This is a genomic window from Pararhizobium sp. PWRC1-1 (assembly GCF_049897905.1).
Classification (GTDB): domain Bacteria; phylum Pseudomonadota; class Alphaproteobacteria; order Rhizobiales; family Rhizobiaceae; genus Pararhizobium.
The window spans coordinates 1-17,745 of sequence record NZ_JAFCXE010000004.1 but is presented as its reverse complement, the minus strand read 5'-3'; the positions used below and the strand labels follow the sequence as shown (position 1 = coordinate 17,745).

The following is a 17,745-nucleotide window of genomic DNA, read 5'->3' as shown; positions in this document are numbered from 1 at the left end:
TCGTATCAAATTATCTCGGGCTTTATCGAAGGAACAGATTGGCGCCCCCCGGCTTCAGAGATATCATCATCGGCTGGGATTGTACCGTTCGGCGTCAGTTCATCGACAGCTTTGGGGAGGTCGCGGCTTAGACGGCTTAGTATTTCGTCAGGCGACAATCCTGTTTTCGCTGACAGATCGGCAAGCACACCCGGTCCGAGTGCCTCCGACAACTGACTGTCGTTGATTTCGGCATTTGGCCCCGTTTCGACCCACGATTTCGCTGTTTCGCCGTGTCCGTTCTGCTGGAACTGTTTCAGCAAATCGCCGAGACCTCCGCTTAGAACACCTCCGGCGGAAGCGCCGCCCAAAAGACCTCCAAGGCCTCCTACACCGCCAGTTCCGCCGCCCAAACCACCGAGCAATCCGCCAAGACCGCCCGACTGTTGACCTGGCGTCCCATCACCTTGAGGGTTCTGGAGCCCACGCAGGAGTTCTCCGATCTTGTCCCTGTTTTGAAACCCGGCGACCGCCAGGACTGCGAGAAGTGCCTTCAACGCGCTGCTTGCCATTTTACCTATCTCCCGTTGTTTGTCGGTTGGATCAACCTTCGGCCTTCTGATTTACGACGGAGGTCGCGATAGCGGTAAGTGCGAGGTCCGTAGTGATTGTTCCTGAAACGCACTGGGACCGCACAAGTTCCTGTTGCGGAAGCGAGGTTATGTGAGGCGGTAAGGCCAGACGCCGCCTTTCACATGTGTAACTTTGTTTCGTGGGATGCGGACGATTCACCCTCACGGCAAGAGAACGCAAATCTCCAACACCGCCCGCCGACGACCCAATTGCGATAATGGTAGCGGAGCCATGAGTGCCGGGACATCAAGGCGCGGTTTCTTGCGGTTTGCCGCGTTGTTACCTGTGTTACAGGCGCCGTGACATCAACCTGTTACGTCATTGTGGTAGAGGTCGCGGAAAGATGGGAGGTCGCGTTGGCACAAGAATTGACCATGTCCGAGGTGTTGCGAGACCCGATGATACGCCAGCTATTGCGAGCAGACGGTATTTCCCTCGGTGCGTTCGCTCTCATGCTCGAAAAAGCGGCAAACAGGCGAAACGCACAGTCCGTTCCTAGGGTTTCCTCGGCTGTGGTTGACGCGGACACTTCACATTTAACCCATCAGTGATTTATCGCAAGCTTTGAGATGCTGCGGTTCGCGGGCGCCTTTGCGCCTGCGCGACCGTGTTCCAGTTTGTATGTCGCCACTGCTTCGAAAGTGTCCGCATGTCGAAGCAGCCGATCAAGCGCGGCTTCAGGCGGGAGCGCTACGTATTCTAATGCCTCACGGGTGACGATGACCAGCCAGCTTGCGGTTCCGTCTGCCATTGGAATGTGCCCGTTCTCGTCCCTTACGAACAGCAGTAGGCCCAGGCGCTTTTTTAATGTCATAGCCTTTGGTCGGAAAAGGCGGGAAACCCAGCTGCGTCATTTTTAAGGTCCATCTTGCGGAAAAAAACGTTGCCGAGCCGCAGACGTGGTTGCTTCAGCACGCGGCCAAACATCCCCAAAGTCCTTCACGCCAGAAAACGGACAGCCCCGATGGATCGCTACGTGTGAAGGAGTTGGGCAAATCGAGCGTTCATTTTGCAGCACGTTTGGATGTGTATGGGCAAATCTACGCTGCTTTTTTGCACTCGGGATGTGCAAAGCACCCTAGTTTGGCCCAACCCCGATTTATCACCCTCCTAACCCATTGATTCTACCGGGTTCCCATTAGCTCCGGCAAGGCCCCCGACCCAATCGGAACGCTCGTTTTTCCCAAGCTGCTGAACAAAAAAATAGCCGGGTGGAAACCCGGCTATTTTTGTTATCGGCGAACCATTCAGTTTAGGTCGACGGGAAATACATCTTGGCGCCGGTAGATGTTCAAACTGATATCCGCGCTTTTGATCGCTGGGACGACCCCGCGTTTACGAATTTCGGTTTCAAACGCGAAACGATATTTGCGAACCCGGCGCAACTCTGGCTCCGAAATGTATTCGCGTTGAAACCGAACAACCTCGCGGGCGTGAATACGGAAACCCGTGTTGTTCACAGGTGCAATGGTTTCCGCCAGATATCCTTCGCTGATGAGTCTTTCGACGACCGAAGTGGTAAACCCGGTTCGCTTGAGGGCTTCATCCGGGGTCAAGTAATCCTTCGCTAGGTAGGGGGTGGCCGACCAGTCCCGCTTTGCTCCCCGCATCCGCTCTCTCCGTTCGCACAAGACTCCGGCGCCATCGTTTTTTCTCTGACAACAACGGCGTGATCGCAGCAACGGCCTGTTTCACATCGTACATCCACGGGCCGTCAGCGCACCGCTGGATTGGTTTAACGCCGTGCTTCACCAAGGCGGCGCTCACGGCGTTTACGGGGGTCGAGAACTCATTCGAGAGGGAATGCACAGTGTGAAATCGGCGCGGCGCGGGGGGGCCTAGAAACTCGTCGGTCGAACTGAGGGGAAGTGATTGAAGTGCGGTTTTACGAACGAAATTGATCATGTCACGGTAGCCGGGAAGATTTCCCCGACGTACGAGCGGGGTGATCAAATTACCAAAGATAATTCCGCATGATTGCGTGGTATCTACTCTACTCCGTGTCAGCGATCCTCGCCGGAATCTGCCTAACGAATGGCTTGGCCCACCTGAAGGTCATGCGGCAACCGACTTGGGCATGGGATCAAATCTTTCTGCCGATTTCTGCCGCTCTGGCGCTGAGCTGGTTTACGCTTTGACCGCCTTCACAAGGAGCCAACCGCCTACATTGTCAAAGGCGTAGGAAACTACGGAGAGATGTTCGAGCGCAATCTGGGAGCACAGTCGCCCTTGAAAATAAAGCGCGGCGCAAATGCCCTTTGGAAGGACGGTGGTTTCCAGTACGCGCCACCAATCCGCTAAACAGGTTCGATACGTCAGAGCCAGAGTAATCTGGCTCTGACCGTCTAAATGGCAAGCATTTTTCGTGGGAGCGCCGACCATGTCTCGACTCAAGCAAGGCGGCGACGCGTCGCTATGGACAAACGCGAAGGCTAGGTCTGTTTTCATGCAGGCTTGCGCAGTTATTGTTCTCATGTATTTGCTTTTTGAAATGTTTCAGAACACTGGTTCTAATCTCGCGAGGATGAACCAAGACTTGGGATTTGCCTTTCTGTCGAAATCGGCCGGTTTTGATATCGTGCAGGCGCTCGTTCCGTACTCAAGCGGATCAAGTTACACGAGGGCGTTGCTCGTAGGCTTTCTGAACACTTTACTTATCTCGGCGCTTTGCATCGTGGCTGCCACAATTCTGGGCTTTTTTATTGGCGTCATGCGCCTCTCAAAGAACCGCCTGGCCTCGGGTGTGGCGACGCTCTACATCGAGTTTTTCCGCAACATACCCGTGCTCTTGCAGATTTTCGTATGGTATTCGTTGGTTATTTTGCAAATCTTGCCAGCGCCGAGAGACGCTTTGTCGGTGTTCGACCTCGCTTTTCTTTCAAACCGCGGTATGGTCATGCCAATGCCGATTTTCGGTGAAAGCGCGATCTACGGACTGCTAGCCTTTGTTATAGCGATCGTAGGGATCTTCGCACTGATTTCGTGGGCAAACCACCGGCAAAATTCGACGGGAAAACCGTTCGCAAAATTTTGGGGTTCACTTGCTCTCATTGTTCTTCTCCCAATTTGCGGCTTAGCCGTTGCGGGATTTCCAGTAACATTTGACGTTCCCGTCAGGACAGCTTTCAATTTTTCCGGTGGCTTACTTATTGTGCCAGAGCTCATGGCACTGTTTCTCGCACTATCAATTTACTATGCGACGTACATTGCCGAAGCCGTCCGGGCAGGGATACAGGCCGTGAGTCACGGGCAGTCTGAAGCTGCTCATGCTCTCGGTCTCACCCTTGGGCAGACATTGCGCAAGGTGGTGATACCCCAAGCCATGCGGGTAATCGTGCCTCCCCTTATCTCGATCTACCTTGGTATCACCAAAGCTTCCTCATTGGCGGTTGCCATCGGCTATCCCGATTTGATCGCCGTCGGGGGCACCGTGCTGAACCAGACGGGCAGGGCGATAGAGATCGTCTCGATCTGGATGATTATCTATCTTTGCATCAGCTTGATCATGTCCTCGCTGATGAATTGGTTCAACAACCGCATGAAGTTGGTGGAGCGTTAAAATGGTCTTTGTAAACTATGTTCGGGGTTTGGAAGCGCCTCAACTACCTCCTCCGGCCAACTTGAAAACCATTCGGCACCATCTTCGTGAAAACTACTTCAGCTCTCTTGGAAGCGGTTTTCTTACGGTGGTCCTTGGCACGCTCGTACTCTGGCTAGCCTGGCGGATACTTGGCTTTGCAGTCGTGGATGCGGTATGGGCCGGCAATGACCGCGCCGCATGCCTCGCGACGGAAGGAACCACAGAGGGAGCATGTTGGCCAGTTGTTATCCAGAAATTCGGTCAATGGATCTACGGCTTCTACCCAGTCGCGGAACGCTGGCGGATAAACCTCTGTGCGGTGGCATTTGTGGCTGGGCTGGTTCCGATGCTTACCCCGTCAGCTCCCTACAAAATGACGAACGCGATCTATCTTCTGCTGGTGTTTCCGCTTGTGGCTTTCGTTCTATTGACGGGCGGTAACTTCAACCTATCGCCTGGGAATTACGCAGGCGTGATTTGCCTAGCCTCACTAATCGCCGCAGCGCTCCCCCTAGCAATATTCGGCGTCGACGAAGGCACAAAAAGGAATTCGTTAGGCCTCGCGTTGGCCGGAGCGTCCTTAATCGTCTGGGGATCCTCTTTTATTGCCCGAACAGACATTACGGTCTTCGGCATCTCGTTCGATAGTGGGCTTCTATCCATCGCAAGTGGGTTTGTATCGTTGTGGGTGGTCCTCTCAGACCGTGTCGCCAGAACAAGCAGGCCATTCCGCATTTGGGGTGTCGGGGTCACGACGCTGTTGTGTGCGATGCTTCTCATCGACATCGACTTCGGACTTGTTCCCGTCGAAACCGCGCAATGGGGTGGCCTTACAGTTACACTGGTTGTTTCGATCACCGGAATAGCGGCCTCGTTGCCACTGGGCATTCTCCTGGCACTCGGACGCCAGTCGAATATGCCGGCAATTCGCATCATGTCGGTTGTTTTTATTGAATTCGTACGCGGCGTACCGCTGATCACCGTGCTTTTTATGGCGAGCGTGATGTTGCCTCTGTTCCTGCCTCCGGGCATGAACTTTGACAAGTTGCTCAGAGCATTGGTTGGAGTAGCACTTTTCTCGGCTGCGTATATGGCCGAAGTGGTTCGCGGCGGGCTGCAGGCAGTACCCAAGGGCCAATATGAAGGGGCGACAGCACTTGGGCTTTCATATTGGCAGATGATGGCGAAGATAATTCTGCCTCAAGCTCTCAAAATTTCGATACCAAACATCGTTGGCAACTTCATCGTCTTGTTCAAAGACACGACTTTGGTGCTGATCATCGGTCTGTTTGATCTGCTTGCCATGGCTCAGACCGGGCTTCGAGATGCCGCTTGGGCTACCCCCGTTACCGCACCCACAGGGTATCTGGCGATAGCGCTTATTTACTGGGCTTTCTGCTTCAGCATGTCGCGATACGCGATTTTTACTGAGCGTCGGCTCCACACAGGGCATAAACGATGAAAGAACGTGTCCCCATGGAAACTGCCCCCACGACTACGATTGACACCGTCTCGTCTACCGACGTCGCCGTCAAACTCTCCGGCATGAACAAGTGGTACGGTGGCTTCCACGTTCTGCGTGACATCAACTTGCAGGTTATGCGTGGAGAACGCATCGTCGTTGCCGGCCCGTCTGGTTCTGGCAAATCGACGATGATCCGCTGCATTAACCGGCTTGAGGAACACCAGAAGGGCAAGATCGTCGTTGACGGAATCGAACTCACCAACGACCTGAAGAAGATCGACGAAGTGCGGCGCGAAGTCGGCATGGTGTTCCAGCACTTCAACCTCTTCCCGCATCTGACCATCCTGGAAAACTGCACGCTCGCGCCGATCTGGGTTCGCAAGATGCCGAAGAAGCAGGCGGAAGAAGTCGCCATGCACTTCCTCAAGCGCGTCAAAATCCCCGAGCAGGCCCACAAATATCCGGGCCAGCTCTCCGGTGGTCAGCAGCAGCGCGTTGCGATTGCCCGCTCGCTGTGTATGAACCCGCACGTCATGCTGTTCGATGAGCCGACCTCGGCGCTCGATCCGGAAATGATCAAGGAAGTGCTCGACACCATGGTGGGTCTTGCCGATGAAGGCATGACGATGATCTGCGTTACCCATGAAATGGGCTTCGCCCGTCAGGTCGCCAACCGCGTCATCTTCATGGACCAGGGCCAGATCGTCGAACAGAACGAACCGGCTGCCTTCTTCGATAATCCGCAGCACGAGCGCACCAAGCTGTTCCTTCAGCAGGTTCTTCACTAGCAACCGTTAGTCAACCTTCCACGCGGACAGCGCCGGGCGCGGCTTTGTACCTTCATTCGAGGCGTGCCGGGGAGCCGCATAAGAAACAATGGAACTCTTGTCATGAAACGTGCCTTGATCCTGCAGCATGTCGAACGGGACAACCCCGGGCGTTTTCTCGATTTTTTCGCGGAGGATGACATTATGCCCGAGTTCGTCAGGCTTTGGGCGGAGGAAGAGATTCCAACCCTATCGTCCTACGATATGATGTTTGCCCTTGGGGGCCCGCAGGATGTCTGGCAGGAGGCCGACTTTCCGTGGCTCCAGATGGAAAAGGAAGCCATTCGCGAGTGGGTATCTCAGCGCGCCAAACCCTTCTTTGGAGTTTGTTTAGGGCATCAGCTTTTAGCCGACGCCCTCGGTGGCGAGGTTCGCCTCGTTGAAAAAGGAGAACATGGCGTGACGGGCGTCAAACTTCACACCGACAGGGGCAATCCCATACTCTCGGGCCTGGAGAGGAACCAAAAAGTTATTCAGTGGCATATGGCGGAAATAACGAGGGTGCCCGACACGGCGGAGGTACTAGCCTCGTCTGAGCTGACAGCGGTGCAGATAATGGCTGTCGGCACCCATGCTGTCAGCACACAGTTTCACTGCGAGTGTTCGCCGCAGTCGCTGTCCGCGTGGACCTCGACACCAGGCTACATTCAAATCTTCGAAAAGCACAAAGGCGATGGCTCATATCGTCGTTTTCTGGAGGAGGCTTATCCTCTGATGCGTGAAATGAACGCTATGACAAAGCGCCTGTATGACAATTTGGCGATGAGCAACGGGTTACGGAAGTAACCCACTGCGGCTAAGGGCTCTTTTAACGCCAAGAGCTTTGAGGAGAATGGCGGGTGGCGGCAGCATCCAGGACAGGAATTCCTTTACGTCCTTTCAGCACGGTTGGAGCTTCAAACCGTTTACTGCGAACCCCTGGTTCTCTCATAGGGCGACAGTATCCTTTTCGATGCTCATCAACCGCATGCTTATGTCGCGCTTGAAGGTGATGCCGAGATGCTCATGGTGAACAGCGTCACGGAATTGAACTAAACAGGACGAATATCGCGCACCTCAACCGCACGGGCGACCTCTGTGTCAGCGCTGACATCGCCATTACAGCGACCAGTCGCATTCTCGGCTAACTTTCCACGATTACTCGGCGGGCAGGCGAGCGGCGTTTTTTAATCTAGCGGCCACACGGGCTTCTTCCGCAAAGGCTTTCACCAGGCGTTCGTTCGGGGTCAGTCTCGGAAATATTATCCCCACCCCCCGAAAAGGGGCTCCGTCCAAGGCTATCTTCCTCAAGAATAGGCCCTCTGGCCATGGAGGCAACCAGTCCGGCACTAGAGATACGCCCAACCCTTTATTGACCAAGACCGCAATGGCCTCCAATGAATCAAGTTCGTACTTTTCTTGAAGGTTGATTCTCAACCGTCTCAGGTAAGTTTCCGCCGATCGACCGCCCCAATGTTTTCGGTCATAGCGTATGAAAGGGGCGTTTTTTATAATCGCTATGGGATCATCCCCCGTTTCATCAATACTGCAAAGCAGGACGAGCGGGTCCTTTCGAAGCTCATGCCAAGTGAACTCTTTGGGAATGGCGAACGGGGGCTCGACTAATATCGCCGCATCCAGATTGCCGTCGATCATCCTTTGAAACAAATCGGACGACTGACCAGGTTGCACCTCGACTTGTATCCCGGGGCGCTTATCTTTCATGGAGCTGAGGATTTCCGGAAGGAGCCCCGTCGTCATCGAATGAATAATACCCACGCGGACTCGGCCGATCTCTTCATTCTGATTTGCGAGGCCGGGCAGGCTGTCCGCCATTGCCACGATGCGCCTCGCGGTCTCCACAACTGCTGTTCCTGCTTCCGTGGCACGCATCGAATGGCCCGCTCTCCTAACCAGCGGCGCGCCGATCTCATCCTCCAACGCTCGTAGCCGTTGAACGACGGCTGAAGGCGTCAGGTTTTCCTTCCGCGCAGCGGCGGCAATGGAATTCGAGTCGATCACCGAGAGCAGTGTCTTCAGGAAACGCGTTTCCATTATTAAGACTTTCTGAATTTCAAACACACGAAAGCGCATGTTTTCTCACGTTGCGGCGCGTGTCAATGTTCCAGCTGAGAATGAGTACGGATAGGACCCCTACGATGACTATGCGATTTGAGCCAACCAGTCTTTCGGAGCGGTTGAAAACGGTGAAACCTTCGCCGACAATTGCAATTACGCGTTTGGCGGCTGAGCTTCGTCGCGGCGGAGCCGATATCATCGCCCTATCCCAAGGCGAGCCTGATTTCGATACGCCGGACCACATTAAAGCTGCCGCAAAAAAGGCAATTGACGACGGTGTGACAAAGTACACCGACGTTGATGGGACGCCGGAACTCAAGCGGGCTATTGTTCAAAAATTCAAGAACGAGAACGGCCTTGAATATGAAACCTCGAACATTTCCGTCGGAACTGGCGGAAAGCAGGTGATTTTCAACGCTTTCTCCGCGACGTTGGACCAAGGCGATGAAGTCATCATTCCTGCGCCTTACTGGGTCTCGTATCCGGACATGGTTCTGCTCACGGGGGGAGTTCCGGTAACCGTCGCGTGCGACGAAGATAGCGGCTTCAAGCTCACCGCCGCGGCGCTGGAGAATGCGATCACTCAACGGACAAAGTGGCTGGTTCTCAACTCGCCGAGCAATCCGACGGGAGCGGGGTACTCCACCCAAGAGCTCAAAGCGATTGCAGAGGTTCTCCTGCGCCATCCGCGTGTTCTGGTGCTGACGGACGACATGTACGAGCACATTCGGTACGACGGCTGGGAGTTCAGCACTATCGCAGCAGTTGAGCCTCGTCTTCGCGAGCGTGTCCTTACATGTAATGGCGTCTCCAAGGCGTATGCGATGACCGGGTGGCGTATCGGCTATGCGGGCGGACCTGCCGAATTGATCAAGGCAATGGCGACGATCCAGTCGCAAAGCACGACCAATCCGAGCTCTGTTTCACAGGCAGCCGCTGTTGCCGCTCTTACTGGCCCTCTGGATTTTCTTGCAGAACGAAATGCCGTTTTCCAGGAGCGTCGTGATCTGTGTCTTTCTGCCTTCAATTCGACAGAAGGCCTGACCTGCCGTACGCCTGATGGCGCGTTTTACCTCTTCCCGTCCTGCGCGGGAGTTATCGGCAAGAAGCAACCCAACGGAAATCTGATTGAAAGCGACGTTGGGTTCGCGACCTACCTGTTGGAATCGGTCGGAGTCGCAGTCGTTCCCGGCTCCGCGTTCGGCCTTGGACCCTATTTCCGGATCTCGTTTGCAACTTCGACTGATCGCCTTCGGGCAGCATGCACACGAATTGGTGAGGCATGCGCGTCCCTTCGATAAACACAGTGAGGACTGAATAAAATGGATTTGGGAATTAACGGAAAATGCGCACTGGTTTTGGGTGCTGGCGGCGGGTTGGGCGGAGCCATCGCGCAGACTTTGGCAGCTGAGGGTGCAAAAGTTGTCGTTGCAGATATTGATGTCGATGCAGCGGAAAAGACCGTTGCCGAAATCAAATCTTCTGGCGGCGACGCATTCGCGATAAAGTGGGACATTAGCGATCTGTCGGTCATCGAGAGCAATGTTGCGCGGATCGAGGGTGAATATGGAAATATCGCGATCTTGGTGAACAACACGGGCGGTCCGCCGCCAACTCCGGTCTCCGGCCAGTCTCCGGACCAGTGGTCGAAGTTCTTTCAATCGATGGTCCTGTCGGTAATCGCTCTCACCGACAGGGTGCTTCCCAACATGCGCAGTGCTGGGTGGGGCCGTATCATCACCTCGACGTCCTCCGGCGTCGTTGCTCCGATCCCTAATCTGGGCCTGTCGAACGCGCTCCGTTCCACTCTTTTGGGCTGGTCTAAAACACTTGCGAAAGAAGTCGGTGGAGCTGGAATCACATCGAACATCGTCCTTCCCGGCCGCATCGCGACTGCACGGATTACCTTCCTGGATGAGCAAAAGGCGAAGCGGGAAGGTCGATCCGTGGAGGACGTTGCCACGGAAAGCACAGCCTCCATCCCGGTCGGTCGCTACGGCAAGCCTCAGGAATACGGCGACGTGGTCGCATTTCTCGCCAGTGAGCGTGCGTCGTTCATCACCGGAAGCGTTATTCGCGTCGACGGCGGAATGATCGCAAGCATCTGACAAATCCAGTGTCTCGAAAGGTAAAAGCAATGGCTACTGATGCAGAAATTAGAACTATCCTTGCAGGTGTCACAACCGCGACTTTGACGACGATCCTGTTGAAGAAGGGACTTCGCAATGTCTGGATGCGCGGCGCATTGCCGATCAAGCCGGGGCAGGGGCGCATCATCGGCCGTGCGTTCACGCTGCGGTTCGTTCCCGCACGTGAAGATCTCGCCACGCCTGAGTCTTGGTCGTCTCCAAAATCCACGCGGGCCGCAATCGAGGCAATGCCGGATGGCTGCATTGCCGTGGTGGACGCTATGGGCATCACCGATGCTGGTATCTTCGGAGATATCCTGTGCGCCCGTATGGCAAAGAAGAATGTTGCGGCTCTCGTAACTGATGGTGTCGTAAGAGATCTCGACGGCGTTCTGGGCACTGGCTTGCCCGTGTGGTGTGCGGGCGTAGCAGCTCCGCCATCGGTGGCCGGACTTACGTTTGTGGACTGGGACCAGCCTGTTGGATGCGGCGGAGTTGCCGTCTTCCCGAACGACATTATCGTGATTGATAACGATGGTGGCGTCGTGATCCCGGCGGCCTTGATTGACGACATCCTCGAGCTCGCTCCGGAACAGGAACGCCTCGAAGGCTGGATTATGCAGGAAGTCAACAAGGGTGCCGCTTTGCCGGGCCTATATCCCGCAAACGCCGAAAACAAAGCTCGCTACGAAGAGTGGAAAAAACAGTCTGGCAACTGACAATGACATTGGTGAGCGTCGGATTGCGTTCTCCTGTAATCTAGCGAACACTCACCTTGAGACGTCGTGTCACCCCATCGGCACGGCGTCTCGTTTTGTTTACTTGGGCGGACGAACATTTCAGAGCGTCCTTGCCGTCTAGAAGGAGGATCTTGTGCTACTCGACCATACGGCAAAAGGCGTCTTTGCGATCGCGGCAACTCCCTTCCATCCGGACGGAAGTTTAGATCCCGTCTCTCTCGACAGGCTTACTGACTTTTATATAGCTGCAGGTGTCTCCGGACTGACGATTCTCGGCATTATGGGCGAGGCGCACAAACTGGAGCCTGAGGAGTCGATAGCCGTAGCGCGCCAAGTGATAGCCCGCGCCACAGTGCCAGTTATTGTTGGTGTGTCTGCACCCGGTTTGGCCGCCATGAGGTCGTTAGCAAAAAGTGCGATGGAACTCGGTGCAGCAGGGGTAATGATCGCTCCGCCTTCGACCCTCCGCACTGATGATCAAATCGTGACCTATTATTCTCAGGCAGTCGAAGCGATCGGGACCGACGTCCCATTCGTGATTCAAGATTACCCACTCATTCTAAACGTTGTTATGAGCGCAAACGTTATCCGTACCATTGTAAACAATCACTCCTCCTGCGTGATGCTAAAGCACGAGGACTGGCCGGGACTGGAGAAGATCTCGACGCTTCGTGCATTCCAGAAGAAGGGTGAGATGCGCGATATTTCCATCCTTTGCGGAAACGGTGGTCTTTTTCTCGATTTTGAAGGAGAACGTGGAGCGGATGGTGCGATGACGGGGTACGCTTTCCCAGATATGCTTGCTGATCTCGTCCGCCTTCAACAGAGCGGCGAGCGTGATTCGGCTCACGACCTCTTTGATGCTCATCTGCCGCTCCTTCGCTATGAGCAACAGCAAAACATCGGCTTGGCGGTGAGAAAATACGTCCTCCAAAAGCGAGGCGCTATCGCTCACGACACCCAGCGCAAACCGGGCGGGGCCCTTAGCGGGACTGGCAAGACGGAGGTAGATTACCTGCTGGCTAGATTGGCAAGGTACGATCCACGAGCAGAGCTTTAACAAAGCCTGCCGACCCGAGATGCGGCATTGTCAGCGCCCTCCACGGCGGATCTAACGTCCGCACTCATCGCGGGTCTCGCTTCACCATCGTCTTTTTTGGGGGGAGCAACCATCGCATTTTGGATTTTATCAAGTTTTCACGGGAGCATTGGCTCGCGGTTAACGTGACGCGAGCAATGACGATTGTAGCCAGGGCTGATGGACTACATCGCAACACGGACGAGGGGAGAACGTGCCGCATGTACGTTGAGAAGCCATGGTTTATGTTGAACCATGGCTTCTTAATTCGCGACTGGGAGGATTTCTTTATCTAGCGCTTTCTGCGCGCTCATATCGCCATTAGGCCAGTCAGTTAGCCCATTCGCGCCGCCACCGTAATAAGTATTCCGCGGGGCGACAGTGAGCGGGACGCCACGGCGCAGGCGTTCCACTAGATCGGGATTTGCAATGAATGGGCGACCGAACGCCACGGCATCCACTTTGTTCTCGGCACGACGAGCGATAGCAAGTTCCAAATCGTAGCCATTGTTACCGATATAGGCCCCTTCGAATTGTGCGCGAAGCGCATCCAGATCAACTCCGGCGGGGACTGCGCGCGGCCCAGCAGTGGAGCCTTCGACAAAGTGAAGATATGCGAGATTGAAGCGGTTCAGTTTCCGGATGAGATGGCCGTAGGTTTCCATCACGGTGCTATCCATCGGGGTATTGCCCGCGTCTGGCGTAGTCGGCGACAGGCGGATACCGACCCGACCCGGTTCCCAAATGCCGAGAACGGCCTCCACCACCTCTTGCGTCAAGCGCGTCCGGTTCTCGATCGAGCCGCCGTAGCGGTCGGTGCGCTGGTTGGTGGAATCGCGAATAAACTGATCGAGCAGGTAGCTATTAGCCGAATGAACCTCGATCCCGTCGAATCCAGCGCGTTTCGCGTTGGCGGCGGCATGGACATAATCCGCAATCAGCCCCGGAATTTCGGCTGTCTCAAGGGCGCGGGGCATCGAAACATCCACCATCCCTTCGTTTGTGTAAGTCTGCCCCTCCGACTTAATGGCTGAAGGCGCGACGGGTGCTTTGCCCTCGGGCTGAAGATCAACGTGGCTGAAACGGCCGACATGCCATAGTTGGGAAACGATCTTGCCACCAGCCGCGTGGACCGCGTCGGTGACCCGCTTCCACCCAACGACCTGCTCATCGGTCCAGATGCCCGGCGTAAGAGCATAGCCGCGACCTTGGGGCGAGATGTTGGTCGCCTCCGCGATAATGAGCCCCGCCGTGGCGCGTTGCGCGTAATAGCTAGCGTGCAGCTCGGTTGGGACGCCGTCGTCGCCAGCGCGGCTGCGTGTCAGCGGAGCCATGACAATACGGTTGGAAAGCTGGAGCCCACCCAGACGAGAAGGCGAAAACAGGTCGGTCTTTGTGCTGTTGTCAGTCATTGTGTTTGCTTTCAGTTTGTTTTCTAAGAGAAATGGATCAACTCGCTTTCGCGCGGAGAGCCATGAAATGGACTGGTACGGCGTCGCTACGCAAAACGACCGCCCCAGAGCACATGGCTTCGGTGGAAGGCGCGCTGCCTCTACCAGTTTTGGCGGGTTGGGGAGATGATGATGTCGTTGATAGTGACATTTTCAGGCTGGTTAAGGGCATAAATGACCGCACGGGCCACATCGTCTGACTCGATAGCAATCTTGTTCAATTCCTGGGCGGCCTTGCGTCCTTCAGGATCCGTTACCTTTTCAGCCCATCCCGTGTTGATGACCCCTGGACTAATCGTGTTTGCACGGATCCCGTAGTTTACGCCGAGATCCTTGCGCATCGATTCAGTCATGGCCTGGACAAAAAACTTCGTCGCGCAATAGATGCCTGCGGCCGGATCGACCTGATGGCCTGCAACCGAATCCATGTTTAGAATCTGACCCGATTTTTGTTCGAGCATGATCGGTAGAACGCCAGCAATTGCATTCAGGTAGCCCTTGATGTTCGTATCGATCATCCTATTCCAGTCATCGATCGCGAGATCGCTCCAGTAAGAGAACAGCATCAGGCCAGCGTTATTGACGAGAATATCGACGGACCCGTAGGTTTCCTTCGCAAATTCCCCGAGAGCTTGCGCCTCAGCCAAATTGGTGACGTCGACCACGCGCCCGGTCGCCTCGCCACCGGTAGACCGGATTTCAGCGATGAGCGCATCGAGACGCTGCTGATTGCGGGCCGCAGCGACGATCTTTGCTCCATGGGCGGCGAGGGCCTTTGCAGACGCTGCTCCGATGCCGGACGATGCGCCCGTCACGATGGCGGTTTTGCTCTGAAGATAGTTCATAAGATTGTCCTCTTCGGTTCGGTCGGAGGCGTGATCACGCCAAAGCCGTACGTTGATGCGTCATGATTTCGACTATCTGCGCCCCGGAAGAAGAGCGCAGTCCTGCCTAAAATCGTGGGTGTCGGGCTATGGTCGCCAAAATAGGCCAGAGGTGGTGAAGCTACCCGGAATACGTCACTTCTGCAGTCCACGCGGCCCTATCTTGGCTGTAAAGCTTCCAGTACTCTTCGCCGATCGCCACAGCTTCTTTCGAGCCCGCCTCGATGAGGGCGGCAACTGTTACCGTGGCGACATGAACGCCTTGATCCTTGTGTCCATCAAAGAGACCCAGAGCAAGGTTGCGTATTCCCGCCTTGCCAATGCTGAGGGATGAGAAGTCCGGATTCGGCGTAAGGCCGAAGAAGCCCCCGGTGAAGAATATCGCACCATCACCGCGCTCGATCATTTTTGAAGAAACCGCCTTGGCCGCAGCCATAGCCCCGCCAATGTTAACCGCAAGGTCACCAAGGAAGGTATCGGTCGGCTGATCCAGAAGCGTTGCCTGGCGCAGGCTGGCGGCATTGTAGTGGAGGACATCGATCCTGCTGTGGTCGCGTTCGATCTTTTCGACCAAGTTCGTCAATGCGGAAATATCGCTGGCGTCAACGAAGTGCGCTTCCGCGCTGTAGCCTTCCTCCTTCAGATTCCTCGCAAGTTTTGAAACCTTGTCGGCATTTCGCGCCGTGAGGACTACGTGAAAGCCCCCCTTTGCAAAACGTTCCGCGGTCGCCAACCCGATGCCAGGCCCCGAGCCGATACTAAGAAAGACTTTCACTTTGCAAACTCCTTCGTTTTGATGTTCCCCCATGATGTAACAACTCAAAACAGCTATATAATTGGCGGTTTTCGCATTATACTCGTGCATATGATGCAGGAATTAAATGGCCGTACCGGGCTAGATGAACTAACCGCCTTCCTTGCGGTCGCCGAGACCGGAAGCTTTGTTGAGGCCTCCAAAAAGGTCGGTCGGGATGCGTCTATCCTGTCGCGTCGGATCAGCCATCTCGAGGCAAGACTGGGTGTGCAGCTTCTTTCCCGGACGACAAGGCAAGTTTCGCTAACTGAAGCGGGCACCCTATACTACAGTCGCGTACGCGGCGTGATGGACGAACTGGATAGCGCAAACCTTGAGGCGACCAACTTAGCGGCGAGCCCCCGCGGCCTGCTGCGCGTCTCACTGCCGGTAACGTTCGGTCGCCAAAGGGTCTCACCGATACTGCCCGGCTTTCTCAGAGATCATCCCCACATCCAGTTGGACGTGCGGTTTGTCGATCGTTTCGTAGACGTAGTCGCCGAAGGCTATGACGTGACTATACGGGTTGGCGTTGTGCGCGACAGCGCGCTGAAGGGTCGAAAGATCGCATCCTTTCGCAACTTACTCGTGGCATCGCCGGGCTATGTCGAGGTTCACGGCCAACCAGCCAAACCCGAAGACCTTTCGCACCATACTTGCCTCGGGTTCACCAACCATCCGACCTGGCCCGAATGGTCACTCAAGAAGGAGAGGGTGGTGAAAACCGTTCGCCCTTCTGGCCCGCTCGTCGCCGATAATTCCGAAACATTGATGATCGCCGCGCTTGACGGCTTGGGAATTATCCTAACACCCGATTGGCTTGCCGGACCTTCAATCAATGACGGAAAGCTCGTTCAGATCCTGCCGGGTTGGAATGGCTCTGAAGAGGGGAGCGTATTTGCGATCATGCCGCCTGGTCGACTTATTCCAGCGAAAACAAGGGTGTTTGTTGACGCGGTCGCTCGTTCAATCAAAGCCGGGTGGGGGACGTAAGTGGTGAAGCGCTCTCTCCCGCCGACTTCAATCATTACAGCGACGGGTCGAAGTTGATATTCGAGGGTTACGAGACGCTCTTCATCGTCCGCGTCTTCGCCGACTCGTAGCGCCCAGCCAGGGCGCGCCATTTCACTTAATCGAACCTGAGAGGGAGACGCGTCCGCAGGATGCTCGCGTGGTACGAATCGTATCGTTTGACGCTAGTTAAAAAGCGCCGTCTCGCGTTCAAGAAAAAATTACAACAAACACAACCAAGAATCAAAAATTATTACTTATTATTAAAAATATAATCTAAGCGTCTGCGCGGAAAGGTTTCGAACTTCCGCTGCAAGCAAGAGGCCACAAACCCCGCGAGAGCAATCAGAGTTTTTCAAGTTCTATGAATTTTTGTTCGTCGCTAGCTAAGATGACTCCCCTAAGCCGACGGCGTAGGGGACTGGACCGTGCTGTGATGGGAGTCTAGACCTGGGGCACAGTAACGGCTATCTGCAGGACCTGCTGCTATGCTGAACACTTCGCTGATACATCACCGCGGAAATTTCGAGGCTACATTTATTGAAAAAAGTCCAACGCAGTTTCGTTGTTCCTGGATGGCAAAACCCACGTAGAAATTCAGTTTACTCTCCAGCAGCCTGAAAATATCCCCGTATGATCTCGTCATCACGGCACTCGAGGTCGAAGCCGTGTCTTCCAGAAGTTTCAGCTCGGCCCCCAAGCCGTTCGCGGCACAATAATCACGGGCAATACTAACCCGCTCATCCAAAGCCGCTCTTTCACTTTCTGTGCTGGCATACCTGACATTGGGAGCGCCATTGACTTCGTAACAGACAGGGCACTGACCTTCACGTGGGCTGAGTTGATTACCGCATACGACGCAGTGCATTCTTGACCAATTTGGCTGATGGGTTGTCGATTCCAGAGATTTTCGCTCTTCGCACGAATATCTTGATTCTACAGCAAGAAATATACCTCTCGGCAGATCTAGCAGTTGGAACTGGCGCTTGAGGATCTGTTGATCGCCGCTGCTGAGGGCAATACGGCCCCGATCCATGAAACCGATGAGACGGCGTCTGTTGTGCCCCTGGCGGATGCGTCGGAAAAGATCATGCGCCGGCGCCCACGCGTGTCCGAC

Annotated in this window: 15 protein-coding genes and 2 pseudogenes; 10 read left to right on the top strand and 7 right to left on the bottom strand. The window is 55.1% G+C overall.

Annotated features, from left to right (window positions below; translation table 11 throughout):
• Positions 1-5: 5 nt before the first annotated feature.
• Together ACP7E0_RS08050 and ACP7E0_RS08045 are read right to left on the bottom strand one after the other, a co-directional pair.
• Positions 6-551 carry a YidB family protein gene (locus tag ACP7E0_RS08050; protein WP_426124155.1) on the bottom strand — a complete coding sequence of 182 codons (546 nt, stop codon included), beginning with the start codon at positions 549-551 and terminating at the stop codon, positions 6-8.
• Between the two features lie 1,308 nt (positions 552-1,859).
• A complete protein-coding gene (locus ACP7E0_RS08045) occupies positions 1,860-2,222 on the bottom strand; it encodes a hypothetical protein (protein WP_426124154.1) in 363 nt (120 codons plus the stop codon).
• Between the two features lie 550 nt (positions 2,223-2,772).
• Between ACP7E0_RS08045 and ACP7E0_RS08040 the strand changes: the two are divergent.
• The 5 genes and pseudogenes from ACP7E0_RS08040 to ACP7E0_RS08020 form a co-directional block, all read left to right on the top strand.
• Positions 2,773-2,913: pseudogene (locus tag ACP7E0_RS08040) on the top strand (amino acid ABC transporter substrate-binding protein); the annotation flags it as partial.
• A 79-nt stretch (positions 2,914-2,992) separates the two neighbouring features.
• Positions 2,993-4,171, top strand: a complete 1,179-nt coding sequence (locus tag ACP7E0_RS08035; RefSeq protein ID WP_426124153.1) for an amino acid ABC transporter permease — start codon at positions 2,993-2,995, stop codon at positions 4,169-4,171.
• 1 nt (position 4,172) lies between these two features.
• On the top strand, positions 4,173-5,654 hold the full coding sequence (locus tag ACP7E0_RS08030) for an amino acid ABC transporter permease (protein WP_426124151.1): 1,482 nt from the start codon (positions 4,173-4,175) through the stop codon (positions 5,652-5,654).
• Positions 5,655-5,668: 14 nt separating this feature from the next.
• Positions 5,669-6,445, top strand: a complete 777-nt coding sequence (locus ACP7E0_RS08025; protein WP_426124150.1) for an amino acid ABC transporter ATP-binding protein — start codon at positions 5,669-5,671, stop codon at positions 6,443-6,445.
• Positions 6,446-6,547: 102 nt separating this feature from the next.
• A complete protein-coding gene (locus ACP7E0_RS08020) occupies positions 6,548-7,270 on the top strand; it encodes a type 1 glutamine amidotransferase (protein WP_426124149.1) in 723 nt (240 codons plus the stop codon).
• A 351-nt stretch (positions 7,271-7,621) separates the two neighbouring features.
• Here the strand turns inward: ACP7E0_RS08020 and ACP7E0_RS08015 are convergent, their stop codons facing one another.
• Positions 7,622-8,557, bottom strand: coding sequence for a LysR substrate-binding domain-containing protein (locus ACP7E0_RS08015; protein WP_426124148.1), 936 nt, complete (start codon positions 8,555-8,557; stop codon positions 7,622-7,624).
• Between the two features lie 65 nt (positions 8,558-8,622).
• Between ACP7E0_RS08015 and ACP7E0_RS08010 the strand changes: the two genes are divergently transcribed.
• The 4 genes from ACP7E0_RS08010 to ACP7E0_RS07995 all read left to right on the top strand — a co-directional run bounded on the left by ACP7E0_RS08010 (position 8,623) and on the right by ACP7E0_RS07995 (position 12,471).
• A complete protein-coding gene (locus ACP7E0_RS08010; RefSeq protein ID WP_426124146.1) occupies positions 8,623-9,843 on the top strand; it encodes a pyridoxal phosphate-dependent aminotransferase in 1,221 nt (406 codons plus the stop codon).
• Between the two features lie 21 nt (positions 9,844-9,864).
• Positions 9,865-10,650: an SDR family oxidoreductase gene (locus ACP7E0_RS08005; RefSeq protein WP_426124144.1), complete on the top strand. Its 786-nt coding sequence runs from the start codon at positions 9,865-9,867 to the stop codon at positions 10,648-10,650.
• Between the two features lie 29 nt (positions 10,651-10,679).
• Entirely contained in the window at positions 10,680-11,390 is a 711-nt protein-coding gene (locus ACP7E0_RS08000; protein ID WP_426124527.1) for a ribonuclease activity regulator RraA, read from the top strand.
• Positions 11,391-11,544: 154 nt separating this feature from the next.
• Positions 11,545-12,471, top strand: a complete 927-nt coding sequence (locus ACP7E0_RS07995) for a dihydrodipicolinate synthase family protein (RefSeq protein WP_426124143.1) — start codon at positions 11,545-11,547, stop codon at positions 12,469-12,471.
• Positions 12,472-12,752: 281 nt separating this feature from the next.
• Here ACP7E0_RS07995 and ACP7E0_RS07990 read toward each other — a convergent pair whose 3' ends face one another.
• From ACP7E0_RS07990 to ACP7E0_RS07980, 3 genes are all read right to left on the bottom strand, one after another.
• Positions 12,753-13,901, bottom strand: a complete 1,149-nt coding sequence (locus ACP7E0_RS07990) for an alkene reductase (protein ID WP_426124142.1) — start codon at positions 13,899-13,901, stop codon at positions 12,753-12,755.
• Positions 13,902-14,041: 140 nt separating this feature from the next.
• Positions 14,042-14,785 carry an SDR family oxidoreductase gene (locus ACP7E0_RS07985; RefSeq protein ID WP_426124141.1) on the bottom strand — a complete coding sequence of 248 codons (744 nt, stop codon included), beginning with the start codon at positions 14,783-14,785 and terminating at the stop codon, positions 14,042-14,044.
• A gap of 160 nt (positions 14,786-14,945) precedes the next feature.
• Positions 14,946-15,599 (bottom strand): SDR family NAD(P)-dependent oxidoreductase, encoded by a 654-nt coding sequence (locus ACP7E0_RS07980; protein WP_426124139.1) that lies wholly within the window; start codon positions 15,597-15,599, stop codon positions 14,946-14,948.
• Between the two features lie 90 nt (positions 15,600-15,689).
• Between ACP7E0_RS07980 and ACP7E0_RS07975 the strand changes: the two genes are divergently transcribed.
• Positions 15,690-16,610 (top strand): LysR family transcriptional regulator, encoded by a 921-nt coding sequence (locus tag ACP7E0_RS07975; protein ID WP_426124526.1) that lies wholly within the window; start codon positions 15,690-15,692, stop codon positions 16,608-16,610.
• Positions 16,611-17,139: 529 nt separating this feature from the next.
• On the opposite strand, the pseudogene ACP7E0_RS07970 reads toward ACP7E0_RS07975, so the two are convergent.
• Positions 17,140-17,745 (bottom strand): annotated as a pseudogene (locus tag ACP7E0_RS07970) (hypothetical protein); the annotation flags it as partial.

Coding starts and splice junctions, on each gene's coding strand:
- ACP7E0_RS08010 (WP_426124146.1), top strand. CDS start 8,623: ATGACTATGCGATTTGAGCCAACCAGTCTTTCGGAGCGGTTGAAAACG.
- ACP7E0_RS08030 (WP_426124151.1), top strand. CDS start 4,173: ATGGTCTTTGTAAACTATGTTCGGGGTTTGGAAGCGCCTCAACTACCT.
- ACP7E0_RS08035 (WP_426124153.1), top strand. CDS start 2,993: ATGTCTCGACTCAAGCAAGGCGGCGACGCGTCGCTATGGACAAACGCG.
- ACP7E0_RS07990 (WP_426124142.1), bottom strand. CDS start 13,901: ATGACTGACAACAGCACAAAGACCGACCTGTTTTCGCCTTCTCGTCTG.
- ACP7E0_RS08000 (WP_426124527.1), top strand. CDS start 10,680: ATGGCTACTGATGCAGAAATTAGAACTATCCTTGCAGGTGTCACAACC.
- ACP7E0_RS08045 (WP_426124154.1), bottom strand. CDS start 2,222: ATGCGGGGAGCAAAGCGGGACTGGTCGGCCACCCCCTACCTAGCGAAG.
- ACP7E0_RS07975 (WP_426124526.1), top strand. CDS start 15,690: ATGATGCAGGAATTAAATGGCCGTACCGGGCTAGATGAACTAACCGCC.
- ACP7E0_RS08015 (WP_426124148.1), bottom strand. CDS start 8,557: ATGCGCTTTCGTGTGTTTGAAATTCAGAAAGTCTTAATAATGGAAACG.
- ACP7E0_RS08020 (WP_426124149.1), top strand. CDS start 6,548: ATGAAACGTGCCTTGATCCTGCAGCATGTCGAACGGGACAACCCCGGG.
- ACP7E0_RS08005 (WP_426124144.1), top strand. CDS start 9,865: ATGGATTTGGGAATTAACGGAAAATGCGCACTGGTTTTGGGTGCTGGC.
- ACP7E0_RS08050 (WP_426124155.1), bottom strand. CDS start 551: ATGGCAAGCAGCGCGTTGAAGGCACTTCTCGCAGTCCTGGCGGTCGCC.
- ACP7E0_RS07985 (WP_426124141.1), bottom strand. CDS start 14,785: ATGAACTATCTTCAGAGCAAAACCGCCATCGTGACGGGCGCATCGTCC.
- ACP7E0_RS08025 (WP_426124150.1), top strand. CDS start 5,669: ATGGAAACTGCCCCCACGACTACGATTGACACCGTCTCGTCTACCGAC.